Below are 24477 nucleotides of genomic sequence, written 5' to 3' on the forward strand. Positions count from 1 at the left end.
TATTGTATTTATGTGTTACAATATATTGGAAATTATCCAAGGAGGTAATTAAATGAGAGTACTCAAAAGATTCACCTGTATGATGACTGTTTTAATTTTGATTTCATCAGGACTCACCATCAGCGCTTTTGCTTCAGAGAAGGAAGTTACATACGACGATGAAACTTACGAGATTGTGAGAAGTTTTTTTGGCAGTAGTGTCGAAGTAACTAACCTCGATGAATCTATTCCATATGCAAATGCCAGTTTAACAAATGTGGATACCGGTGAAATTATCGAAGCAAAAATTGAACATGCTAGTACCCAGAAACTCTATGATCTTGTAAATAAAACAACTGGAGAGCCAGCAACACATTATAGATCGGATTTTCAAATCTTATCAGAACATCAAATGAGTGATAATGCTTCTGATAGTGGAAAAGGCATGACATTTTATAAAACAATCTATTACACGATTACGACTAAAGATTTATTTGACTATTTATCCATGAACAAAATAGATTATCGTTTTGAAATAAGTGATTCCACTTATAGAGTGACTGATAGAAGCATGGATATCATGCAGATTGGAACTGATTTAAATAATCAAGCTAAACATCAAAGAAAGACCACTACTTTAGGCGACAGGGGAACAGTACTGGTAAGGGATTTCGGATGGGTACCTGTCCGAACTGATCATCAATTATCTCTAATCGGAGTAAAAACAACTGCAAAAATCTTAAGAGGCGATTCATCATGGAATTTCACTCTTACAATGAATCCGCGATAATTAATAGGGAGGAATCAAATCGATGAACAAAAAGCTGTTTTTAATATTGTTTGCTTTTTTACTTATTACTTCTCTTAGCGTTAATACCAGTTCCTTTGCGACGACTTCAGAGGATCCGGTATCGTATGAAGATGATAAATACCAAATTGTGAAGAGTTATGCTGCGAATGTCACATCTGTTCCGGTTAGCGATATCGCCTCCCTAGCCCAAACCAGAATAATGAATTCTGAAACTGGCGAAGTTATGGAAGCAACTATTAAATCTTCAAGTACACAAAAACTTTACGATCTAGTCAATATGACCACCGGACAACAAGCAGAGCATTTCAGAACTGATTTTGAAATATTTGCAGATTTTCAATCAAGTGATAATAGTTCAGACAAAACGGGTGGTATAACATTTTACGAGACAATTTACTATACTTCAGTTCAAGATAGTGCTTTTTATGATTATGTAAGCATAAATAAAGTTAATTATCGATTCGAAAAAAACAGTTCGGGTTCTTCTTATAGTATATCTAATCGGAAAATGGATATTCATCAAAATGGGATGGGGATTGACGGTTATCCAAAAAGTAATCAAACAAAATCAGGGTTATCTTTGATTGGAAGCGGTACAGGAACAATATTGCCAAGAGAATATGGTTGGACCCCTGTTAATCATCCAGCCCTAGCTTCAAGAGTCGGAACAAAAACAACTGCAACGATTTCTAATGGAAGTTCGTCGTGGGATTTTTCTTTTAGTATGAATCCAAGATAGCTTTTGTCTTTAACCGTTTCCTAGTTATTGGGAAACGGTTTTTTATAAGGTTAATTGTGACATCCTAATTTGCTCTGAGTCTCATAGAGGCTTGACTGATTAGATAATGGCAGGTTTATCGAAGATGTACTTGGAAGTATATGCGTACATTTAAAAGGAAAAATTATTGGTTGAGTTACACTGATAGATTCAATTATTGCTCCATGATATAATAACGAGCTTCGATCAGTGGATTCAGCGGATCATCCGGCAAACGAAGATAGCAGTAGGACAACCGGCACGGAGGATGAGTATCCCATGGCTATTGATAGAAGCGTCATGAAGCAGATGCTGGAACGGCTGTTCGATCCGGACAAGCTGGAGGAACTCCCTTGTCGTTCGGCGATTGGGTTGGGACGGGATGCAGGTGAGGGACATCATTCAAGGGATTCTGGCCGACGGACGTCCGATGGAACCTTTGACGCTGTTGGAGAAGGAAATTCTCATCGCAAGTTATCTGCGCAAGGATCAGAACAAAAGCGAGCTCACAATATTCCTCCATATGAGCAGAGCCACCTTTTACCGCCATATGCGTTTGGTCGAAAAACACCTGGCTTTTGTGTTAAGCGATTTGATGAGGTCCGGATTCTGAGCACGCATATATTGGGGCTTCTGTACCATATGGAAGCATGAAGGCTTCGCTTCATCCAACTGGCATACTCCAATGCCTTCAATATGAAGGACTCTGGAACCTTTTCCATATCCTAGAAGATAGATACAATAAGGTCCAATGAAACGTTGGAGAGGATGCGAATGCCTAGAATACTTGTCCCGCCCGAGGTATTGATTCGGGTGTCGGAGGAAGCCGCTAGGGCTGCGGAAGAACTGGAAACGACCAAGAGTCGGCTGGACCAGCAGATTACATATATGATGTCATCGTGGGAAGGAACGACCCGTTCGCGGTTTTTCGAAGATTTTCAGCGTGCCCACGGCGAAATGAATAAAACGATTGAACATCTTCGGATCATCGGCCAGGAATTGAAGGGTATTGCATTCCGGTTCATCTCAGCCGATATGCGTGAAGATATCATGATTGCGGCATCGGCAGCGAGTGCTGCGAACGAGCCCAAAACGTTCTGGGACCATGCGGGGGACTTCTGGCAGGGGCTGCAGACCGGGGCGAAATCCGTAGCAAATTCGGTAAAGGATACGGCTACATCCTTGGTAGAAGACCCGCTTGGCACTGCCAAGGACATGGCCTATAATGCAACTATCGGGACGGCGGAAGAGATCATCGACACGGCGGCCTGGGGAGGCAAAATGATTTTTGATGCCGATACCCGGGAAAAATTTGCCGCAGACATCGAGGATTCGGGCGGCGCGTCCAATTATATGGGGCAGCAGGCGGCCATGATCATGGCCGGCTTGGCCACACGCCGAATCGGCGTGAAGACTCACCCGCACTTGAAGCATGATTCGGGTGGGGATGGGGGGAAGGTTGAGAGGTCGGGGAATGGCGGTATACCAAAAGGTTTTGAAAAACTTGCAAAATCAGCAAATGATATTAGCAAGAAAGCCAAAGAAGGAAAAATTAAATACGCAAGTAACTATCATGGCCGACTCGGAAAAGAAAAGGAGTTAGAAATACTATCTAATCCTGATGCGGTTTATGTAGCAGGTAATAATTCACAGAACTATATCTATAGGAAGGGAGGAAATGTGGTAATAGTAGAAAGCAAAGGGAGTTCCAAAGGAAATACAATTACCAGTTATGGACCGGATGGAGCAAGAGGAGAAAGTGGTGCTGCAATTTTTGGTGGTAAAGCCACAGAACCAGGAATGCCCGTCACAAATGAGGCAATTGTAAATGGAACCATTCCAACTCCTGGTGGAGGGGCTTTGCCCCCTGCTACTCAAATATTACCATGAAAAATATGAAAATTAATATTGATGTTAAACAGTCTTTAAGTAATACAGAGGTTAGATGGTACCTGTCGAGTCAAATTGTATGGATTGGTAAGGAGAAGAATTACAATGAAATTGAAGAACTAAAAAATACAAGCTATGGAAGTTTTAATTGGTTGTGGTCTGATGCGGATACTATATTATTTAATGAGGACGACTTGGATTTTATAGGAGCAGTAATAAAGTTAAATGAGCCGATAGCAGTAAAAAAAGGTGGAATGGATATAAACTTGGTTGAAGAGAAGGTTGGGAACATCAAAATAAGTGAGAAGAGGAATTTTAATTGTAAGTTATCGGATTTTGCCGAGTACTATTTTGAAGATGATATATTACTGTCATATTCAGATAAATGGAACGGAACAAGCCAATCCATTGAAATAAAATTGACCTCAGACTTTTCGGTTGTTCTACAGAATAATGAGATGATGGGGATTGTAATATATAATGCTAGTAAACATCTACTACCAGATGGCATGCACCAAGTAGTTGAAAATGAAGCTGTTAACGCAGACTTATGTATAAAACTTTGCAATTTTTTTGAATTGCTTGAGAAAATGGACGATGATTTGGCTGAGGAATCGGAATTGAAAAATGCTTTTATGGAAATTTACGAACAAGCATTGCCTTATGATGAACCGAATTATATTGCACTAAGAGACACTATAATAAATGTAGTAGACTATATGTGAGCTTGAAAAAACGATTACCCCTTGGTAAAGTTTGGTTGGCTGTCCAGTACTGAATGAACCGCTTTACTTCATCACTATCAAAATTTACGCAATAGACTTACATAAAACAGGTTAATGATGTGACCTGTTTTTTTATTTTCGCTTTTCTTGCGCCGCAAAATGGTTAGGCATAAGTCTTTTTGCACGTGCAATCTATAGAAGTGTATTTTATCTTGTTTGATCCATGTGGGGGGAATTTCAAAAAAATTTTGACCGCTTCCTGCTCCATACCTGAGTAGAGTAGAAGTTAAGCAAGTTAACCCAAAATGGAAATGGACAATGGATTCTGAAGGGAACTTTCATAAAGAGAATGTCCTAAGAGAAAACAGTCCTCATTATGATGAGTCAATTGCTAATGATACGCATATTCCTTTTACTCCATAATATTGAATGAGGTGAAATAATTGAATATAGAAGAACTAAAGGCAACACTCTCTGGATCGAATACCGAGGAAAAAACAGAGATATTAAGCCACCTTTGTGATATTTTCGAATCCTATAACAATTCGATTGATAATTTCAATGATATTGTTACAGTATTACTCCATTTCGGTATTAAAGAAGAGAATTTAGATATGAAGGAAGAAATATTTAGTACAGTACTATCCGCAGCAACTTATAAAAACATTGAGGGGATAAATTTCGATATTTTAGCTGACAATCTTGAACGTCTGCCTGAGGAGTGTCTCCATTCCGCTTTGACGATACTAAGCTTTACTTTTAAAGAGGAGTATTTACCCTATCTAACCAAGTATTTAGCACACAGAAACAGCAGCGTCAGAGCAGATGCAATAAATGCGATCAATGAAATCGAAGGTTACTGGTCTAAAAGGCAAAATTAAAGTAACTTATATATTTGCTTCTTAGCAAGGAAATCTATTGTGACCATTAATCCAACAGTAACAAATGTTTTTTGATGTTTAAAATGGAGTTTGGGGATAGAAAAATGGATACGCTTGATAAACTTCCAAATCCTCAACTATTAAGTAGCGAGAATATTCAATTATTAAAAAATAAAGTGCGTGAGCTAAGTTTATAATTTTTTATTTTTCAAGATCATACATTACAACTAACTAAAACTACTGATTATTGATTAAAGGCTTTCAGCGAAGATTTAATAAGTATGGAGTGTGAGTAGTGGATATTACAAAATTAAGTAAAGAAGTATCATATGCCTTAAGACATGCACCATGGGAGTATGAATTAGAATTAGATGATGAAGGATGGGTAAGCATTGAACAGATTCTAATTGCGCTGCGTCGTGATAAACAATGGGAACTATAACCGAAAATGATTTAGTTGAAATGATTGATAAATCAGATAAAGCACGGCATGAAATTTTGAATGGAAAAATACGAGCCTTGTATGGTCACTCTGCACCCAAAAAAATATTGAAAGTAATTGGAACTCCGCCAACATTACTTTATCATGGGACAGCTAGACACTTAGTCGAACAAATTTTGCACGAGGGACTTCGACCAATGGGTAGACAGTATGTTCATCTATCCGTTGATAGAGAAACAGCATATTTGGTCGGAAAGCGTAAAGATCCTAGTCCCGTCCTGCTAGTAGTTCGAGCTGAGCAGGCTTCAAATGAAGGATGTAACTTTTATCAAGGCAATGATGCTGTATGGTTAGCTGACAGTGTTCCTTCGAGGTTTATTTCAGAAGAATAATAGTAGTAACAAATCAAAAAACTACAGTATCCGACACCACCTACATTGATGTACAATTCTCTGCGGGTACAGCAGTTTCCACTATTTTGTCAGTTATCGATATTATTTGGACAAAAGGTGGACTGACCACCCTATTAAAAGCATTTGCAATTACAATAACAGGATCTGTTATCGATACAGCATGGTATGGAATTCTTGATGCTACTAAGTACTTGACGCAAATCGAAGTGTTTTCACAAGGCAAACTCGGATTAAGAAGTGAACAATATATTTTAGAGGCGAAAGTAAACGGAGTGCCAAAACAAGTGCATGATGGTGGAGATGGTCGTACGTATGATCAAATGATAGATGATGCCATTTATAATGTAATTATTCTAGGTTAAAAGAGAGGGTCTTCGTCATGAAAAACTCATCCAGAACTACATATTTGAGAAGACGGCTTATATCGGACGTTGTTTATTTGGTGCTTTGTATTTTAGGGATAATTCTTGTTGCGAATACTAGACATTACTGGCTTACATTAGTCCCTATATTAGCATTAGTTCTTGGAATATTCATAATAAGATATCATCTAAAAGAATACAAAGATAAATCTGATAATGGATGATTTAACGAGCCTTTTAAAGGCTCGTTTTTTTCATGCAGGAGTCCGACAAAAGCTTTTGTTTTAGGGTAATTCGACCTGTGCAAGGATGGAGTGAAAACCGGCTCACACCATACAGGAGATCTATACCGTCGGGAATCCAGAGAAGTTAAGCAGCCTCTAGGATGATTTCCGATTTAAACACGGTATATTATTTGATGAATTCCGTAAGCAAGCAAAAATAACCGAACGAAAACGCAGGGCCGTTCCCTGTATTCGCTCGGTTTTTCGTTATGACAGTTTCTCTATGAACTTGAAACAAAATTGAGACAGTCTCTGTTCCATTGTTATATTACACTTAATTAAAGAGGTTGAAATTTATCAGATCACGTCGTGTTTCTATGACTCATCGATGACTGTACTGATGCAAAGGAGAAACCTGTTTATGAAAAAAATGTCCATCCTTCTGGCTGTAATGCTCATCTTTTCGATGGTGCTTGCTCCCTTGGCTTCCGCTCAGCCCGTGGTCCGGGCTGGTTACGACTCTGTTCCGGCTGAAGAGTCCGGTTGGGTTCTCGTAGGTACGGCCGAAGAACTGGCCTATATCAATCGGAATCAAGCGTCCTACCTGGATCGGAATATCCGATTAACCAGCGACATCGATATGACCGGATACGATTGGGTCCCGATGGGCAATGAAGCGGCAGCCTTCAGTGGAATATTCGACGGTGGGGGATACCGGATTGAAGGTCTTAAGATCGAGGGCGGCGCACTGCAGGATGTCGGATTCTTCGGCCACGTGTCGGGTACGATTCGTTATCTGGGTGTCACGGTTCAAGTTCACGGCGGCAGCTATGCCGGGGGATTGACCAGCCATCTGGTCGGCGGCATCATCATCAACTCGCATTCTCAGGGCACTGTTACGAGCGGCAATACCGGTTATACAGGCGTGAGTGTAGCAGGCGGGTTGGTCGGTGTGGCATACGGTGATTCGACCATTCTTCGCTCATCTTCATCCGCTGCCGTCAAGAGCGGTGATGCCTCCAACCAATATGCCGGAGGGCTTGTCGGTTCCCAAGGTGCAGGCTCCATCAGTGACTCATATGCCACGGGATCGGTTACCAACTGGGGAGATGATGACTTTTTCTTTGGAGGCGGATTGGTGGCGCACCTAGTATATGGGGCTATTGCCAATAGTTACTCGTCGACAGCTGTCACCCAATCCGGAAGATTCAGATATGGCAGGATGGGCGGCTTTGTCGGCTTCATTTTCGACGCGACGAATCCTTCGATCCATGCCTCGTATTTCGATTCCGTTGCTACCATGCAAACCAGCGGCGTAGGAGATGGTAGTGGTACCGGCGGCTCGATTCACATTACGGGCCTTACGACCAACGAAATGAGGGAAGCATTCAATTACCAAGGCTGGGATTTCACCGATATCTGGGCCGTCAATGCCGGTATTAATGGAGGATATCCTTATTTTCGTCCGGACATTTTGACAACCGATCTGCCGCGGGCGGACAAGGACGCTCCTTATTCCTTGGTCCTTGAAGCTTTCGACGGCGCAAGGGGGGGCTTGACTTGGAACGCCTCCGGACTTCCTGACGGCCTGGCGTTGACGGATCACGGCATGCTCAAAGGCAGACCTACGGTGAGCGGTACGTTCCCGGTTACAGTTTCTGCGACCGATGCGGGCCAGAACACCGTTAGCGCAGTTTTGACTCTGTATGTGGATGAACCGGCACCGGTCATCGACGGGCTTGCTATTCGTCCAGGTAGCGCGAACGGTTCGACGAGCGTGACGGCGGTTCCGGGGAATCCGGGGCATACGTTTGCTTATTTGCTCGGGCCAGATGCCAGTGAGCGTCCCCTATTGGGAGATGCTCTGCCTGGCGAAGCAGCCTTGTATTCGTTAGGTACGGACATTGTGGATCCAATCCCAGGTCAATATCTCCAGGTGTTTGAACTGGATGCACAGCAGCGCATCCAGGCATGGAGCGTTATCCAAGTGGAAGCGAGCCATATTCGTAACACCATCCCCGTTACGGGGGTGAGTCTGGATCAGACGGCTTTGACCCTTACGGCAGGAGGTGCTTCACAGAAGCTGACAGCCGTCCTTATGCCGGCGAATGCGACGAATCAGGCGGTATCCTGGAGTTCCAGCGATTCAAGCGTCGCCCAGGTGGACCAGAGCGGCGAGGTGACGCCGGTCGCTGAAGGTACGGCGGTCGTTACGGTGACTACCGTCGACGGCGGGTTCACGGCCACCGCAGCAGTGACGGTACATTCGGCTCCAACGGATACGGGGACGGTGACCGGCGCAGTCTACGGTACAGGGAATACACCGCTGGCCGGTGCGGCGGTATCGGTGGGCGGAATGAAGGATATGACCGACGCCGAGGGGAGATTTGCGCTGAACAACGTAGCGGCAGGCCGTCATGAACTCACGGTGACGGCAGCGACGTATAACGATTATGCGACAACCGTAAATGTCTTAGCTGGGGAGACGGTCGACGTAGGACGCATCGATATGAGAGCTGCCTATACCCCAGAACCGGAACTCCCATCCTATAGCTGGGTTCCAGTTCCTGCTCCTTCTCCTGCGCCGGATCCAAGAATGATCGTAACGATCAACGGCAAACAAGTTCGGGTCACCGCCAAAAAAGAGCAGGATCATGACGGGCGCACCGTTCTGAGACTGATACCGGACTCCGATCTGGTTCGGTCATGGGCCGCTGGCGGGGAGGATATCGTTATCGACATCGATAATGAGGATCCGGTGGTGAAGGTCGATTTTCCGGCTGAAGCGCTGCAGGTTCTCCTTGCGGCCAAACCGAATGCAGCCATTCGGATTGGGGTGAACGGGGCAAGCTACAGCGTTCCGCTGCACGTGCTAAGTGGCCTCCCGAACCGAACGACCGTAACGGTTGTCATCGCCAGAATGACGGATTCTGCAAGCCGTGAGCTGGATGAGGAATTGACCCGTCAAGGCTATGACATGCTGGCAAGGCCGACGAGCTTTGAGTTATACAGCGACGGCAATGTAAAAATCGAAGGAGAAGGCACGTATTTGGAGCGCACATTCTCAATGAACGGTGCGGCAGAATCCGACCATTCCACCGTCGTGCGGGTGGATGGCGCAGGGAAGCCGCGCTTCGTCCCTTCCATTTTTGAAGGAGAGACAGCGACTTTTTATGGCGCATATAACGGCGTGTTCACCGCGGTTCGCTCCAACCGAACCTTCGGGGATATCCAGGGACATTGGGCGCAAAGCGACATCGAGCGGATGGCGAACAAGCTGATCGTGAACGGCTCGGCTGACGGCACGTTTGATCCTAACCGTACGGTGACCCGCGCCGAGTTCGTCGCGATGGTCGTGCGTGCGCTCGGACTAGCCGAGAAGCCGCAGCTTTCTTCCTATTCGGACGTGGGGCCGAACGAAGTTTGGCATGACGGTGCGATAGGGGCCGCATCCGCGGCTGGTTTGATTGAAGGCTACGCTGACGGTTCGTTCCGGCCGGACGCTAGGATCACGAGAGAGCAGATGGCGGTGATGCTGGGCAGAGCCGTCCGATATGCCGGCGAGCTTCCGCGACAGGACACATCTGCGTTGGAACGCTTCCCGGACCATGCCCAGGTATCCGAGTGGGCCAAGGAATCGGCTGCCGACCTGCTGGCCGCGGGCATGATCGAAGGGGTCGGGAAGGCTGCGTTCGCTCCTCAAGCGTTTGCCACGCGCGCCCAAAGCACCGTTCTCTTAAACCGAATGCTGCTCTACTTGAATTTCATGAACTGACTGCAGCTGAATAGCTGGCGCGCACATTCCAACCGAGAATGTGCGCGTTTTTTTTGCGTTTATTCCGTAATGGAGCCTATTCGTAGACTCGAAACGTAGTATAGTATAAAAAAAATAGCAGGTTTACTAGTTGTAAGATTCAACGGGCGAAGAGCGGATGGAGTGAGATGTAACGAATGGAGAAGATTGCAAAACATCGCATCATCGGTTTGGATCGGGAAATGATGAGTTTCACGGATTGGCTGGCGGATCCCCGGGCGCTGACATCCATTTTTTCAATATCAGGAATTGGCGGCATTGGCAAAACAACGCTGCTGCTGCAAATGGCCCGCACGGCAAGGCAGTCCTCCGTGCGTTCCCTTTGGCTGGACGGGCAAGGAGGCTTAACGACGTCGGGCGCTTTTTTGGCGAGTCTGGAGATGAGTCTTGCAACCGAATACGGCAAAACCAGGGCTCCGGAATCCGCGCTGCTGCCATACATCGTTAACGAGCTTCAGCTGCAGCGTACCGTGTTGTTCATAGACAATGGCGAGGAGACCGAAAAGCTGGAAGGGTGGCTGTTCTCCCGATTTCTTCCTGAGTTGAAGTCCGCCCGCGTGTTGATCGTATGTGCCTCGCGCAATGGACTGCCGCTCAAGTGGCAGACGAATCCGGAATGGAAGTCCCAAATCCAAAGGTTCCCTTTGCGGCTGTTTACGCGAGAAGAGGTCTACGATTATTTAGACGGCAGCGGATTGTCTGCGGAATGGCAAAGGGCTATTGCCGAGAAGACGGAAGGCCATCCGTTGTCGCTTGCCTTGACCGTGGATATGCTGCTATCCGAGTCTGTGGTGCAGTGGGATGTATGGCAAGAGGTTCCGGCTGTATTGAGCGCCGAATTTTTGCGGGAAGCGGCTTCTCCTGGCGTGTACCGCGCGCTGACGGTTTTGTCGCTTCTGCCTGCAGCCGACGAGAACATGCTGAACCGGATGTTGGATACACCCTTGGAAGGGGCGGACTATTACCATCTGAGGGCACTTTCGTTCGTACGGAATACGGTGGATGGGATAACGCTGCACCAGGTCGTTGCTCGGATGTTACGGGATGACTTTGCGCGCAGAAACCCCGCACAATTCGAAGCGGTTCGCCATCAGGCGTTCGTCCTGCTGGCGGAACGATTCCATTCGGTCGATCAACGGATGCAGATGCGCCTGAGCGCCCACATCTTGGAGCTGTACCGCGAATTTTTGCCCTCGGCCCATGCATATGCCAATTTCTCGTCAAGCCTGAAACCCGGCGAACAGAAGCCGTTCCGGCAGGAGGATATGCCGTATTTGCAGCGTTTTTTGCAGGCGTCTATTCGGGGTTCCGACTGGCAGTCCGAGCTGGTCGACTCTGCCGATTACCCGGTTTTGCTGGAGGAGATTGCAGCTCATTTTTCCGAAGGAATCTTTATCGTGCGGGACGAAAAAGGGACGCCGTTGGCGTTCTGCGCAGGCGTATGGCTGCATGCCTTAAGTATGCCATTGTTGGAACGATATGCGCCTGGGTGCAGGGGAATGCTGGGAGAGGAGGCTTCCTCGCTGCATCGGCTTCCTCCGGAGGCGGCCGATACGATATTTGTGCTGTTATCTGCGGTAAATTACGAACATTCCCTGTATCGTCCCGAAGAGCTGGGAGCTTTGCTGATGCAGCAATGGCTGGTTCGTATGACCGGCGGTCTGCGGGGGATTTTGGCGGCGGGGGATCCGCAGTTGAATTCTTTATTGTCGATCCTGGGATTCAAAGCGTGCGGGAAAGCGACGGGATTTGCGGGCATCGAATTGACGACATGGGAGCTGGATTTTAGGCAAACGAGCTTTGATCAGTGGATTCAGCGGATCATCCGGCAAACGGAGACAGCAGCAGGACAACCGGCACATCAACGGGAGGATGAGTATCCCCGGGCCATTGATAGAAGCGTAATGAAGCAAATGCTGGAACGGCTGTTCGATCCGGACAAGCTGGAGGAACTCTCTGTCGTTCGACGATTGGGTTGGGACGGGATGCAGGTGAGGGACATCATTCAAGGGATTCTGGCCGACGAACGTCCGATGGAACCCTTGACGCTATTGGAGAAGGAAATTCTCATCGCAAGTTATCTGCGCAAGGAGCGGAACAAAAGCCAGCTCGCAGCATCCTTTCATATGAGCAGAGCCACCTTTTACCGTCATATGCGTTTGGCCGAAAAACATCTGGCTTTTGTGCTAAGCGATTTGATGAGGTCCGGATTCTGAGCACGCATAGTAAAGGCGTAGTTAAGCTGTAGGATCCCATAGTTCATTTACACGGGTTGCAGCATAGGACAAGCGAAATACGCATCTCTTTAGGAGGTGCGTTTTTGGTGATCCATTTTTAGAGATGCTTACGCTGCTGCTAAAACGGAAATTACCATGATACTAGAAACAGAGCGCTGTGGGGCTTCTGAACCATATAGGAGCATGAAGGCTTCGCTTCATCCAACTTGCATACTCCAATGCCTTTGATATGAAGGACTCTGGAACCTTTTCCATATCCTAGAAGATGGATACAATAAGGTCCAATGAAACGTTGGAGAGGATGCAAATGCCTAAAATACTTGTCCCGCCCGAGGTACTGATTCGGGTATCGGAGGAAGCCGCCAGGGCAGCGGAAGAACTGGAGACGACCAAGAATCGGCTGGACCAGCAGATTACGTATATGATGTCTTCGTGGGAAGGAACTACCCGTTCGCGGTTTTTCGAAGATTTTCAGCGTGCCTACGGCGAAATGAATAAAACGATTGAGCATCTACGGATCATCGGCCAGGAATTGAAGACCATTGCTTTCCGGTTCATCTCAGCCGATATGCACGAAGATCTCATAATCGCGGCAGCTGCAGCGAGCGCTGCGAACGAACCCAAAACGTTCTGGGACCATGCGGGGGACTTCTGGCAGGGGCTGCAGACCGGGGCGAAATCCGTAGCAAATTCGGTAAAGGATACGGCTACATCCTTGGTAGAAGACCCGCTTGGCACTGCCAAGGACATGGCCTATAATGCAACTATCGGGACGGCGGAAGAGATCATCGACACGGCGGTCTGGGGAGGAAAAATGATTTTTGATGCCGATACCCGGGAAAAATTCGCCGCAGACATCGAGGATTCGGGCGGCGCGTCCAATTATATGGGGCAGCAGGCTGCCATGATCCTGGCCGGCCTGGCGACACGCCGAATCGGCGTGAAGACTCACCCGCACCTGAAGCATGATTCGGGTGGGGATGGGGGGAAGGTTGTTGAGGGTAAGAGTAAACTTAAACAAGATATGTTGAATAGTCCGTATAGTGAAAAATGGGGTGTTCTTGAGGACGGAACAAATCAAGGCCTAAAACATTTTGCTGACTATTGGGAAAAGTACCCGGATCGAATACCTTCGCTTGCCAAAAGACTTGGAGTGGATGAAGGACAATTTGAGTACTCGACTAAAGGTTTTGAGAACTTTACTACCCAGGTAGAAAGAGTAATAGATAAGGGACATTTAAGAGAGGTAAATGGGAAACAAATATACTACTTAGATGGAGCAGAAAATCCGAAAAAGGGTGTAGTAGTCATCGTTAGAGACGGGAAAATCCAGTCAATGATGCCAAGTGATCTAAAATCATTCGGAAAATTGCAATAAGGAGTAATGGCTTATGAAACTTGCAGGTACAATTGAAAAAATAATCGTAGATGGTTATGAACGACTTATTTATATAAGCTTCACTGCGATAGAAAAAAAGTTATGGTGTCACTTCATTCAACACGAGGAGTATTTAGAGGAGGGGAATACCTCTGAAATTCTTCGTGTAGGACAAAATCTAACTTTTATTGTTGGAATTGACTTAGTTAATGATTATTCAGTTATTACTAAGGAATCGGGAATTATTGAAGATGTGCTACAACCTATAAGTGAATCCTCCCATAGTATAGTTTCAGCTACTGTTATTGAGAAAGAAGATGATTACACATTGATTTGTGATATTGAAGGGTTGGGTAGAAACATAGTCGTGGAGTTTGAAGAAAAAGTTAATGTAGAAACAGGGGCAAGTCTAAGATTAAAAGGGAATTTAAAAGTTGACTATTATGCAACTTAGAGTGAGTAATCAACAATCCAAGCACACTAAAAAAATTGACAGGATTGAAATAAATGAGTCAAACCATTAAAGAGATTTATTCATTGAATCAAAACAATCAGAATGCTGAACCCGAGTATGCATTGGATACATGGTATGCTAGACTAATTAATAAAACAGCGGACGAGATTGATTTGGAAGATGTATCGAGGATGTTAACTCAGAATGTATTTATTGACCTTGGCATAAAAAAAAGCGATGGAAATCTTATCGGAGGATCCGATTGCTGGCGTATTTTATGATGGTCAATTGCTGTGGTTACTTAGTGCTGTCGATTTAGATGAATTTAAAGATTTGTCCCAGCTTAAACTTCTTCTACAGAAGATCAATAATAATCTTTCTAATTTAGATTGGAGTAGTGTAGAGGATCAGATCGAGTTCAATGAGTTGTTAACCAATTTTTTGAATAAGATTAATCTGTAATATAACTTGAGAAATACGTGAAAGTTTCAAAAGCTTATTCCAACTTGACGATGAGTTAGGAATAAGCTTTTTTTGTAAGTTATAAGGGATTGGGACAGCCCTTGTTTTTCATTGTTGTATTACACCTAATTGAAGGTGTTGAATTCTTTCAGATTCTGGTGTGTATCTACGACTCTTCGGTTGTCTGATGCAAAGATGGAGGATGCCTGTTTATGATTAAGTACAAGTATAAATTGAAATATATGGACGAATTCAATATCGTTGTAATGGATTTTGATGAAGAAAAATCATTGGAGTATGCCAATATGATAAGTGATCCTTTAGGATCTGATATACCTTGGAGATTTAAGGAATTAAAAAATGATATTGATCACTATATTGATTTATTGAAGGGGAAGATACCTGAATATAGACATGGAGGAAATGCTTCAAGCGTTATATCTTATAGGGATTGGACCATAATTGAGGATCCATTTTACGACGAACATGAAGATGAGGTTGAACCGATCTGTAAACTAGAAACAATTGAATTTGTAAAAATTATATTAGTTTGGGCTTATGAAATCTATAAATATAAAAGGAGAAAGGGAGTTATTGCTCTAGAGGAAGCAGAAATTGCTATGAATGGGATTGAGCAAAAATTGAAAGAAGTTAAGGGTTTGGAGAATATTGAGTGTCAATAATATATTAATGAACATAAATAAGATAATTTTGAAGGAAATCTAGAGCAAAAGTACTTGAACGTGCTAAGGGGACTTACGCCGATAAGCAGATTCCAGGGAAAGTTGAAATATGGATTAACAATGGAAAGGTAACGAATTAGGAGGAATCAAAATATGGCTCGATTACAATGTAAGTGTGGGGAGCACTTATCCACGGTTGAGGCTCCGAACGATGTTCAATTGCATGTCTATACAGATAGGGAATGGGACGAGATTATAAACATGGGAGATTCTATAGACCCGCTATTAATACCTGATCCTAAGAGAGAAGTATGGAGATGTACTAATTGTGATAGAATTTACGTTTTTAACGAGGATAATACAGTAAGTAAAGTCTATGTAGTAGAACAACAGTAAGAAGATCAACATGATGAACGCTTATTCCAACTTAGGAATGGGCTTTTTTCACGCTCAATGAAGCGGTCTTGCTATCCGGGATAAGGGATAAGATCATCGAAGCCCTTGAGGGTTCGGGCCGCTGTGGAAAATTGTAATAAGGAGTAATGGCTTATGAAACTTGTAGGTACAATTGAAAAAATAATCGTAGATGGTTATGAACGACTTACTTATATAAGCTTCACTGCAATAGAAAAAAAGTTATGGTGTCACTTCATTCAACACGAGGAGTATTTGGAGGAGGGGAAAACCTCTGAAATTCTTCATGTAGGATCTGGTTAGTATAGATGGTCAGCATCATTTGCTGAATTGTAAAATTATAATGTTCCCCAACTGGGAGCGGCTGCCGGAATCCGGCAGCCATTTAAAAGTGACAGCGCTTTGGGGAGGCAGGCTGTAGGAAAAAGATCTCCCGTTCCATTCCGCGTTAAAGGTCAGCTCCGCGGTTCCCGGATTGGCGGCGATCAGAACGAGAGAACCGTCGGGATTCTCATAAGCCACGGGTTCCAATTTCCCCTCGTAACGGGTAGATGCGATCCGGACAGCTCCGGGATCTACAAATTTGCTGGCATGCCCGAGGGCATAATACTCCACGTTTTTCTCCACGTCTCCTGTTGCTGGATCCACCGTAACCACACCGCGACAGTCCTCGCAGCCCCCGTTGGTCGGGCCCCCATCCGGGTCAAGGGCCAGGTTGGACTGTCAACAGTAAATCAGACAACTTTTTTAAGGGCCTCTGCTTTGTACTGAACTGGCGTCATGTAGCCTAATGTGCCATGAACGCGATGCTTATTAAACCAGTTCACATAATCATATAATTCTAGTTTTAGATGATGAAGACTCTGGAAATTCATCTGGTTGATGAATTCTGTTTTCATCACTTTGTAAGTAGCTTCAGCAACGGCGTTGTCATAGGGGCAGCCTTTCATACTCAGGGAGCGACCAATCTTGAACGTCTCTAATAGATCGTCCATGGTTTGATTCCTAAACTCGCTTCCGCGATCCGTATGAAACCACTGAATGTCGCTTAAATCGCCTTCTACTGTGGCAAAGGCACGGGAAATCAGAGCAGCGTCCTTGTGTGGACCTGCACTGTGACCAATGATTTCTCGGTTAAATAAATCAATCAGCACGCAAATGTAATGCCACTTATGCTGGACTTTGACATAAGTGAGATCGCTGACTACAAATCGTTTAGATTCAGTTTGATCAAACTCACGTTTTAATTCATTCGCTGTTGTAGCTTCGTTACAAGCAGTCTTGTGCGGCTTATATTGCGCTATGGTGTACGTCGACACCAAACCCTGCTCTTTCATAATCCGTCCGATTCGGCGTCTTGAAACCGTGTAGCCTTGTTCCTGAAGTTTGACCTTCAATTTGCGCGTTCCATACGCTTTTCGGTTGGCATGAAAGATCTCTACGATAGCCGTCGTTATTTCGTCATCGTTGTCTTTTGCTCTCGTTTCATAGTAGAAGGTACTTCTGGAGATTTGCAGGACTTCGCACAATGCTGATACCGAGTATTTATCACTGTTTTGCTTAATGATCTTTACTTTCGTCCCATGATCAGCGCGGCCTGCTTTAAAATGTCATTCTCCATTTCAAGCCGCTGAACTCGCTTACGAAGAGCGATGAGTTCATTCTCTTCAGCAGTTCGGTTATCTTTTTCAGAAAACGAGCCTGACGTTTGCGCTTGCTTAATCCAGCGATCGAGGGCAGACGGACTAAGTTCATACTCTCTGGCAATCGCTGCCCTTGGCTTTCCATTTTCATATAATTGGACCATTTGTCTTTTAAAATCTGCTGTAAATGTACGTCTTTGTTTTGGCATAGTAGATCCGCTCCTAGTATTATTCTCTTCATTCTACTAGCCCTTATTTTTATTGTCCAACCCAGTGTAGCCGATCCAGGTTCCAGAACAGAACGGTTTTGGCAGCGTTGCGCGGCGCACCGATGATAAGATTGCTCATTTGCCAGCTCAAGTTATCGCCAAAGTCCGGGCTCCATTGTCCGCCGCTGCATTCCGTGAAATAGATGTTTTTGTCCGGAAAATCACGTTGAACGGCCGACATGGCCTCTGGTGAACCTTCATAACAATGGTAAGCAGTCCCGTCAATGTAAGAAGCGGCCCCGCTGTCTCCAAGCACTTTCCCGGCGTACGCTTCGCCAAGCTTCCAATTGTGGTCGAAAGCGATAATTTTAGTCTCGATCCCTTGCTGGATAAAGGCGGGGCCGAGATAATTCCGGATGAACCTGGCCTGCTCCTCGGCTCCCATGCTCATGCTTGGATAGCCCGGGGACGTGAACTCCGGTTCGTTTTGAACCGTCAAGCCATAAATCGGAATTCCCTTTGCCTCATACGCTTGAATATATTTCACGAAATAATCCGCATAGGCGGCATAAACCTTGGGATTGCTATAATCCAGATACCAGCCGTTGTAGGTGTTCTCCCCATATTTCATCCACGGCGGGGCGGTCCAGGGGCTTCCCAGTATTTTGACCGCAGGGTTGTTCTTCAGCATGTTTTGCAGCAGGGAGACCACATCCGCATCCTTGTCTATGGAGAAATGCTCCAGACCGTAATCCGTTCCCGATTCGATATCATCATACGTATAGCTGCTCGGTTGGCCGTTATCGTCCACGGAAAAATCGGAAGCGCCGATCGTATGTCTGACAAAGCTGAGGCGGATGCCGTCTTCCGTGAACAAGTCGCCCAGAAGGGAGTTCCGCTGAGCTTCGGTCATTTTATGGTTGATCAGATAAGCCGAAGAGCCAGTAATCGCTGCGCCAAACCCGTCCATGGTTTGATAACGGACCTCCGGACTCACCTTGACGGTGAGCATTTCCTCGCTTGAATCTTGGTCCGTGAATACGACCGGCGCCTTTTTGGTTAAAAGGTTGGTCCGGTCCCCAGTTGTTAGCCATACCTCGGCAGAAATTTCGCTTCCCGTCCCCGACGGGACGGCCAAGGAGCAGAACAGCAAGGTGAGAACCAGCAGTGCGCTTAGCAGGATCCATTTGCGCCGCTGTACGTTTTCCGGTTTCATCGCTCTGTCCGCATGGAGCTTGGTGCCGGCTTTGTTCTTGTCTTCCATTTTTCGTTCCTCCTTTCTCCTAAACAAAAAGTCCCGGGGCAACAACGCCCCAGGCTGAAATATAAAATGAGTCGTATGATTTACTTGCCGGAGCCTTTAACGGTGACGCTGCCTGTAAGACGAATGTCGTCGGAGGCACTGCCCACATAAATCGGCACTTTTCCGGAAGGCATGACCCAAGCCTTTTTATTTTCATCCCAATAAGAGAAGGCCTTAGGATCGAGTTCAACCGTAACGCGCTGCTGTTTGCCTGGTTTAAGCTCGATTTTGGCAAAGCCGGCGAGCTGTTTGGACGGTGTATCTACGCTAGTTGGGAGTTTCCCGGTATAGACCTGTACAACCTCGGCGCCGGTTACAGCTCCGGTATTCCGGAGGTTAAGCGAGACTTCAATCGTGGAGTCCTGCCCGGTGCCTTTGGCTTTCGTCTTCAGGTTTCTATAGTCAAAGTTCGTGTAAGAAAGACCGTGCCCAAACGCAAACGCCGGTTGGATGCCTTCTTTCTCATGACCCTTATATCCTACGTAAATGTCTTCGGAGTAATTCGCGTCTCCGTTTACCCCTGGGAACTGCTTTTCATCCGATACTGGAGTGGAATGCTCGTCGACAGGGAAAGTCACCGGCAGTTTACCGGATGGATTCACGTCGCCGAATAGCACGCTGGCGATGGCGTCGCCCTGTTCCTGCCCGGCATACCAGGCTTGCACAATGGATTTAACGTCATCTTTCCAGCCGTCCATCTGCACGGCTCTGCCGCTCATTTGAACCACAATCGTATTTGGGTTGGCTGCAGCCACCTTCTTGATCAATTGTTCCTGGTTATTCGGAAGATCCAGGTCGGATCGGTCAATGTAGCCTTCGCTTTCATAGGTGCGCGTCACCACGACGGCAACGTCGGATTTGTCCGCAAGATCAACCGCCTTCTGCATCTTCGAATCGGTCACCTCTTCCGGCGCTTCCCAGCCGAAGCGGACCAGTCCGCCAAAATCGCTGTCGCCATCTGTCCAATCCGTGCGGTATTCAATGCGCACGTTGTGGCTTTCGCCGGCTTTCAGCTGCACCGCCGCTTTCTCGGTAGCCACTTTCTCCCCTTTATTGTCGATCAGAAGCTTGCCGTCGAAATACATCTTGCTGGAGCCGAAGCTCGAGAGCGAAAGGGTGTATTCGCCGTCCTGCGGAGCCGCAATCGCGCCGGTCCAGCGTGCCGACATTCTGCCGTTCAAATCGCCAGGGACGGGAGTCAGTTTGGAGGACTGTCCGTTTAATCCGTCATAATTATAAAAACCAAGGTTCATATTCACTTGGCCATCCGTGCGTACCACGGAAGGTTGGCCTTCAAGATTCGTGTTATTGAAATATTCCGCGCGAAGTCCATGCTCGCCTTTAATCACATTACCGTTCTCATCAACGGGGCTCAGCAGCGAAGATGGAATGGCCGATGGCCCATTCATAATATCCGCTGTGGAAATCGGATCGGTACCGGCCGCGTAATTTACTTCAACGCCCTTTCCGGCACGTTTGCGGATGGCCTCCAGCGGGCTTACCGTATAAGTCGGCTTCACAAGCGAGCTGCCGCCAACCGTTGCGTAGTTGTCCGCATCCGGACCGATGACAGCAATGGATTTCAGACTGCTTGCTTTCAGCGGCAGAGCCTTGTCTTTGTTTTGCAGAAGCACCATGCTTTCTTCGGCAATTTGCTGCGCTTTCGCGCCGTGCTCAGCTGCCGGAATCTGCTTATTTACCACAGGGTGATCAAAAAGCCCTTTGTCGAACATCTGGAACAGAATGTTACTTACCTTCTCATCAATGACGTCTTCACTAACTTCACCCTTTTGAACGGCGTTCATGAGCTTAGAACCCCAAAATCCGTAAGGGTCTCCGGGCGTTTCCAAGTCGAGGCCCGCGTTGGCGGAAGGAGCCGTGCTCAAGTTGGCGCCGTAGTCACTCATGACGAAACCATTAAAGTTCAGCTGGTCTCTGAGCATCGTGGTCAAAACGTCTTTATTTTCACAGGCCGGTGTGCCGTTGATCTCGTTAAAGGAGCACATGGCCGAACCCAGGCTGGCTTTCTCGATGGCTGCGGCGAATGGACGCAGGTATACTTCCTGCATTGCGCGTTCACTTGCGATCGAGTTCACCGTGAAACGCTCGGTCTCCTGGTTGTTCAACAGAAAATGCTTGGCTGTCGCGATAACCGGGTATTTTTGAACCGCATTGACATAAGCAACGCCCATCTTCGACTGAAGCAAAGGATCTTCGCCCATGGATTCAAAATTCCGGGAACCCCAAGGCAGACGGGCAATATCGAATCCCGGGCCGAGCAGGACGTTATGGGTGGTGTTGAAGGATTCATTGCCCACCAGGTCCCCGTACTCCGAAGCGGTTTTCGTGTTCCAGGTTGCGGCCAGCGCAATCGGAGTAGGGAGAGCCGTCGATTTTTTATCCTGAATATCCGGATTGGCGACCCGCACGCCGGTTGGCCCGTCTGCCATGGTCAGCGCGGGGATGCCAAGCCGTTCAATAGGGGCGTTATAAAACCCGTAATAGTTATTGACGTTGCCTGTAACAAAATCAATTTTCTCGGAAAGCGTCATGGCGTCAAGCAAAAGCTCCGTGCGTTTCTCAGCGGATTGAGAGGTATCCATCCACGGACGCGATCCGCCGTCATTCGATTCAGCGCTTGCAATCTGCAGCGGAGCGGCAGCGATGGCACCAATAACGGTAAGTGCAACTAGTTTAGAGAAAAATCGAGATTTTAGCTTCAATGGTATAAATTCCTCCTTAATTTAGCGTTTGCCCCTGCATACGCCGTGCTATGTACTCAGACACATTCTTGGTCGCTTGATATCAAGTAATCAGAGGGGCGTCAAAGTTGAGATTCCTTACCCGGCCTTGTCATCCTAAATTAAATATTTTCCGATGGGGTAAGTTGGAGAATGGAAAATAGCTAGCACCTTCACTGTTTATGTTGGCCGTAACATGCTGATGATCTAAGGTATTGTGCCCCGTCAACCTATATTGGAGGTTGCAGGATATAAGGAGGTCAAGCAAGACCGGGAGTCCATCCGATTGATCCGCGGCATCCCTCTTGGGTGAACTGGTTAGCATCTCGGCAATTAGACTATCGTACTTTTTGAAAAAGTGCACCGACCATTTCCTGGATATTAATCCTTTATAAATGACAGCAGTGTCATAAATTTGGGTCTAAAGATTACAAAAACGTTAATAATTAGGCCCCATTCCTCTTGAATTTACCTCGTCCGATTTAGTCTGGCAAAGTGGATGTCGGTCTCTTGTCTTAGAAAAATAGGTCTGATTTATTTCAGAAAATTATATATATATTTCAGAAAATGGAACGAAAAGGATGGAGAAAAGAGATTCAGCGTTGTCTCGGATGCCGCCAAGCTGAGGTGGTTATTTACTTTCTTTAAAAAAGCTAAAAAGGACCCGCGTCTGGTGTGATCCGAGATTTCAAGGTCATGCTTTTTGTGTAGTTGATGGGTACGGTACAATTTTTATGTTTATCGATCACTTGAAGGACAAGAATACCGCTTTCCTCAATATTATTCTAGGCTTTAAGCTGCTTCCGATACTCTATTGGAGGCAGCTTATCTAGTCCTCGTTGTGGCCGATGTTGATTGTAGAATCGTATACTCTTCAATTCTTCTTTATGCTTCATCCATATTTCGGTCATAAGGGTAGAGTCCTTCCGTTTTGAGATGCGAGAAGAAGCCCTCCATAGAGGATTGTCATCACAATTGCCTCGGCGAGACATGCTGATTCGGGCGCCAACCTTTGGCAGCATGTCATGATAGGCATTGGATGTGTACTGGAACCCCTCATTGCTATGAACGATCAGTCCACTCACGTTTTTATGACGTGAAATAGACCCCTTTGTTAATCATAAAAAGAGGAAAAAACACCATATATTCGAATATACTCTAGAAACCATAAGAAGAGAGGGATACGCTGATGAATATGCAGACGCTAGCCGAGAAAACGAGTGCCGGCTTGTTTAACGATATCCTACAACGTGATTTTTCGCAGAACATGATATCGGAATTGGAACAGATGAACGCAGTCCAATTGGAAAACAAATTGAAAGACATATTAGCAGTACCAATAGATATATCCAAGCAGAGGGTATTCGAATATCTTCAACTGTATTATTCAGCATCCTGGCAGAATCTCTTCACGGAGCTGAATGTGCCCCGTGCTTTAAGTCTTTTGGAAGTCGGTGCAGGCGATGTCATTTACATTCCCAAGGCTGTAGACGCCTATTCCCATGAAGCGGGGTCCTATGTGACGGCCAACCTCAACAGGGAGCTGACACAACATTTTCAGGAGAAAACAAAAGGAATGGACGTCAGCATACGGGTTGTTGAGGACGATGCCGCCAATATCGGTTTATATTATCCGGAGTCCTCTTTTGACGTTGTCGCTTTTCATCACGCTATTAACGATATCATCCAGACCATTATCGCTGAGCGTGAGGGCATTGATACAGTAAATCAAGATTGGTGGACGATCGAGCCTCTAATGCTGCAAGCTGTTATGGATTATCACCGCAAAGGTACGCTAAAAGATGCAACGTATCAGGCGTTTATCCAAATCATGGACACAAGCTGTAAGCAGTTAAAAAGCGGAGGATTCATGATATTCGATAACATTACCTATGCCGGATATGATGAAATGGGTTATTCGTCCGAATTTCACAACGACTATATACAACTGGCTAGAAGTTGGATCAGCGAAGCGAATCTAGGTCTGGAAGAGATCGAAGTCGATTCGTATGATAAACGATGGTGGATGATATGGAGAAAAGTATGAGCTCCTTATCGAAGTCATCGTCAGGAGGGATTTAGTAGTGAGTAAGCCGGTTATGCAGGTCGCTCTGGTCGTCGGACCGGATTGCGATATGGAGAGCCAAGCCGTAAGGGCGGCTCTGGAGTATTTCGGGGTGCGCGTCTTTACATATTGGATCGGGAGGCCGAATGATCTGATCTCCGTCTTGTCAGGCGATGATCTATATGAAGGCACCGATATGATGTTGTTGAACTTTCACGGGGATGAGGGCAGCATGATCATGCCGGAGCTCGGCGAAGAGGTATACGAGGAGGATGAGCCGAGGGGCGGCTTCGGGCCAGGCGAGATTATGCGATATGCGAAGCTGGACGGGAAGACGGTGATCGCGAACGGCTGCTCGCTGGGGGATCCAGCACTGGCCGACGCTTTCCTGGAGCGGGGCTGCAGGATGTATATCGGGCCGGATGACTACCCGGACGGCAACGATGCGCTGATGTTCGTTCTCCGGCTGTTCTATGAGATCGTTCAGCAAGGACGGGACGTGAAGGAAGCCTTTGCGCAAGCGGTGGCGATGAGTGGTGAGCTATCCATGTACCGGCTGTATGAACGACAGGAATCATAGATAAAGATGC

20 protein-coding genes and 2 pseudogenes are annotated in these 24477 nt (G+C 46.2%); 18 read left to right on the forward strand and 4 right to left on the reverse strand.

Annotation, left to right across the window (positions count from 1 at the left end):
* Nucleotides 1-52: 52 nt before the first annotated feature.
* The 16 genes and pseudogenes from P0X86_RS05880 (at nt 53) to P0X86_RS05950 (ending at nt 16229) form a co-directional block, all read left to right on the forward strand.
* Nucleotides 53-769: a hypothetical protein gene (locus P0X86_RS05880; RefSeq protein WP_277748068.1), complete on the forward strand. Its 717-nt coding sequence runs from the start codon at nt 53-55 to the stop codon at nt 767-769.
* Between the two features lie 22 nt (nt 770-791).
* A complete protein-coding gene (locus P0X86_RS05885; RefSeq protein WP_277748069.1) occupies nt 792-1529 on the forward strand; it encodes a hypothetical protein in 738 nt (245 codons plus the stop codon).
* A 297-nt stretch (nt 1530-1826) separates the two neighbouring features.
* Nucleotides 1827-2201: a hypothetical protein gene (locus tag P0X86_RS05890; protein ID WP_277748070.1), complete on the forward strand. Its 375-nt coding sequence runs from the start codon at nt 1827-1829 to the stop codon at nt 2199-2201.
* Nucleotides 2202-2321: 120 nt separating this feature from the next.
* Nucleotides 2322-3437 (forward strand): WXG100 family type VII secretion target, encoded by a 1116-nt coding sequence (locus P0X86_RS05895; protein WP_277748071.1) that lies wholly within the window; start codon nt 2322-2324, stop codon nt 3435-3437.
* 5 nt (nt 3438-3442) lie between these two features.
* Entirely contained in the window at nt 3443-4162 is a 720-nt protein-coding gene (locus tag P0X86_RS05900) for a hypothetical protein (protein ID WP_277748072.1), read from the forward strand.
* Between the two features lie 318 nt (nt 4163-4480).
* Nucleotides 4481-4585 (forward strand): polymorphic toxin type 30 domain-containing protein, encoded by a 105-nt coding sequence (locus tag P0X86_RS33270; protein WP_353057779.1) that lies wholly within the window; start codon nt 4481-4483, stop codon nt 4583-4585.
* 20 nt (nt 4586-4605) lie between these two features.
* Complete coding sequence (locus P0X86_RS05905) at nt 4606-5043, forward strand: hypothetical protein (protein WP_277748073.1); 438 nt, start codon at nt 4606-4608, stop codon at nt 5041-5043.
* A 295-nt stretch (nt 5044-5338) separates the two neighbouring features.
* Nucleotides 5339-5877, forward strand: a pseudogene (locus P0X86_RS05910) (RNA 2'-phosphotransferase).
* Between the two features lie 86 nt (nt 5878-5963).
* A complete protein-coding gene (locus P0X86_RS05915; protein WP_277748074.1) occupies nt 5964-6260 on the forward strand; it encodes a hypothetical protein in 297 nt (98 codons plus the stop codon).
* 645 nt (nt 6261-6905) lie between these two features.
* Nucleotides 6906-10259: an S-layer homology domain-containing protein gene (locus tag P0X86_RS05920; protein WP_277748075.1), complete on the forward strand. Its 3354-nt coding sequence runs from the start codon at nt 6906-6908 to the stop codon at nt 10257-10259.
* A 176-nt stretch (nt 10260-10435) separates the two neighbouring features.
* On the forward strand, nt 10436-12514 hold the full coding sequence (locus tag P0X86_RS05925; RefSeq protein WP_277748076.1) for a bacterio-opsin activator: 2079 nt from the start codon (nt 10436-10438) through the stop codon (nt 12512-12514).
* A gap of 328 nt (nt 12515-12842) precedes the next feature.
* A complete protein-coding gene (locus P0X86_RS05930; RefSeq protein WP_277748077.1) occupies nt 12843-13913 on the forward strand; it encodes a WXG100 family type VII secretion target in 1071 nt (356 codons plus the stop codon).
* Between the two features lie 13 nt (nt 13914-13926).
* Nucleotides 13927-14367, forward strand: coding sequence for a hypothetical protein (locus tag P0X86_RS05935; RefSeq protein ID WP_277748078.1), 441 nt, complete (start codon nt 13927-13929; stop codon nt 14365-14367).
* 53 nt (nt 14368-14420) lie between these two features.
* Nucleotides 14421-14648 (forward strand): contact-dependent growth inhibition system immunity protein, encoded by a 228-nt coding sequence (locus P0X86_RS05940; protein ID WP_277748079.1) that lies wholly within the window; start codon nt 14421-14423, stop codon nt 14646-14648.
* Between the two features lie 393 nt (nt 14649-15041).
* Nucleotides 15042-15512, forward strand: a complete 471-nt coding sequence (locus P0X86_RS05945; protein WP_277748080.1) for a hypothetical protein — start codon at nt 15042-15044, stop codon at nt 15510-15512.
* A gap of 549 nt (nt 15513-16061) precedes the next feature.
* Entirely contained in the window at nt 16062-16229 is a 168-nt protein-coding gene (locus P0X86_RS05950; RefSeq protein WP_277748081.1) for a hypothetical protein, read from the forward strand.
* Between the two features lie 15 nt (nt 16230-16244).
* Here the strand turns inward: P0X86_RS05950 and P0X86_RS05955 are convergent.
* From P0X86_RS05955 to P0X86_RS05970, 4 genes and pseudogenes are all read right to left on the reverse strand, one after another.
* Nucleotides 16245-16643 (reverse strand): annotated as a pseudogene (locus tag P0X86_RS05955) (glycoside hydrolase family 30 beta sandwich domain-containing protein); the annotation flags it as partial.
* Between the two features lie 17 nt (nt 16644-16660).
* Nucleotides 16661-17778 (reverse strand): IS3 family transposase gene (locus P0X86_RS05960; protein ID WP_277745861.1). Its coding sequence is split into 2 segments (ribosomal slippage): nt 16661-17532 and nt 17532-17778, totalling 1119 coding nucleotides; the frame shifts between segments, so codons are not numbered across the junction.
* A 49-nt stretch (nt 17779-17827) separates the two neighbouring features.
* The gene (locus P0X86_RS05965; protein ID WP_277748082.1) at nt 17828-19042 is read right to left on the reverse strand and encodes a glycoside hydrolase family 30 protein; all 1215 of its coding nucleotides are present in this window, start codon (nt 19040-19042) and stop codon (nt 17828-17830) included.
* A gap of 80 nt (nt 19043-19122) precedes the next feature.
* Nucleotides 19123-21804, reverse strand: a complete 2682-nt coding sequence (locus P0X86_RS05970) for a beta-glucosidase H (RefSeq protein ID WP_277748083.1) — start codon at nt 21802-21804, stop codon at nt 19123-19125.
* Nucleotides 21805-23050: 1246 nt separating this feature from the next.
* Between P0X86_RS05970 and P0X86_RS05975 the strand changes: the two genes are divergently transcribed.
* Together P0X86_RS05975 and P0X86_RS05980 are read left to right on the forward strand one after the other, a co-directional pair.
* Nucleotides 23051-23869 carry a class I SAM-dependent methyltransferase gene (locus P0X86_RS05975; protein WP_277748084.1) on the forward strand — a complete coding sequence of 273 codons (819 nt, stop codon included), beginning with the start codon at nt 23051-23053 and terminating at the stop codon, nt 23867-23869.
* A 37-nt stretch (nt 23870-23906) separates the two neighbouring features.
* Complete coding sequence (locus P0X86_RS05980; protein WP_277748085.1) at nt 23907-24467, forward strand: delta-aminolevulinic acid dehydratase; 561 nt, start codon at nt 23907-23909, stop codon at nt 24465-24467.
* The last annotated feature ends 10 nt before the right edge of the window (nt 24468-24477 follow it).

Origin of the sequence: Paenibacillus sp. BR1-192, from assembly GCF_029542445.1 — a bacterium.
Classification (GTDB): Bacteria; Bacillota; Bacilli; order Paenibacillales; family Paenibacillaceae; genus Paenibacillus_AQ; species Paenibacillus_AQ lautus_A.

What these genes read in the sequence shown, in the direction of transcription:
- P0X86_RS05880 (WP_277748068.1), top strand. Translation starts at nt 53, where the DNA reads ATGAGAGTACTCAAAAGATTCACCTGTATGATGACTGTTTTAATTTTG.
- P0X86_RS05895 (WP_277748071.1), top strand. Translation starts at nt 2,322, where the DNA reads ATGCCTAGAATACTTGTCCCGCCCGAGGTATTGATTCGGGTGTCGGAG.
- P0X86_RS05900 (WP_277748072.1), top strand. Translation starts at nt 3,443, where the DNA reads ATGAAAATTAATATTGATGTTAAACAGTCTTTAAGTAATACAGAGGTT.
- P0X86_RS05925 (WP_277748076.1), top strand. Translation starts at nt 10,436, where the DNA reads ATGGAGAAGATTGCAAAACATCGCATCATCGGTTTGGATCGGGAAATG.
- P0X86_RS33270 (WP_353057779.1), top strand. Translation starts at nt 4,481, where the DNA reads ATGGATTCTGAAGGGAACTTTCATAAAGAGAATGTCCTAAGAGAAAAC.
- P0X86_RS05890 (WP_277748070.1), top strand. Translation starts at nt 1,827, where the DNA reads ATGGCTATTGATAGAAGCGTCATGAAGCAGATGCTGGAACGGCTGTTC.
- P0X86_RS05965 (WP_277748082.1), bottom strand. Translation starts at nt 19,042, where the DNA reads ATGGAAGACAAGAACAAAGCCGGCACCAAGCTCCATGCGGACAGAGCG.
- P0X86_RS05940 (WP_277748079.1), top strand. Translation starts at nt 14,421, where the DNA reads ATGAGTCAAACCATTAAAGAGATTTATTCATTGAATCAAAACAATCAG.
- P0X86_RS05885 (WP_277748069.1), top strand. Translation starts at nt 792, where the DNA reads ATGAACAAAAAGCTGTTTTTAATATTGTTTGCTTTTTTACTTATTACT.
- P0X86_RS05935 (WP_277748078.1), top strand. Translation starts at nt 13,927, where the DNA reads ATGAAACTTGCAGGTACAATTGAAAAAATAATCGTAGATGGTTATGAA.
- P0X86_RS05930 (WP_277748077.1), top strand. Translation starts at nt 12,843, where the DNA reads ATGCCTAAAATACTTGTCCCGCCCGAGGTACTGATTCGGGTATCGGAG.
- P0X86_RS05945 (WP_277748080.1), top strand. Translation starts at nt 15,042, where the DNA reads ATGATTAAGTACAAGTATAAATTGAAATATATGGACGAATTCAATATC.
- P0X86_RS05920 (WP_277748075.1), top strand. Translation starts at nt 6,906, where the DNA reads ATGAAAAAAATGTCCATCCTTCTGGCTGTAATGCTCATCTTTTCGATG.
- P0X86_RS05950 (WP_277748081.1), top strand. Translation starts at nt 16,062, where the DNA reads ATGAAACTTGTAGGTACAATTGAAAAAATAATCGTAGATGGTTATGAA.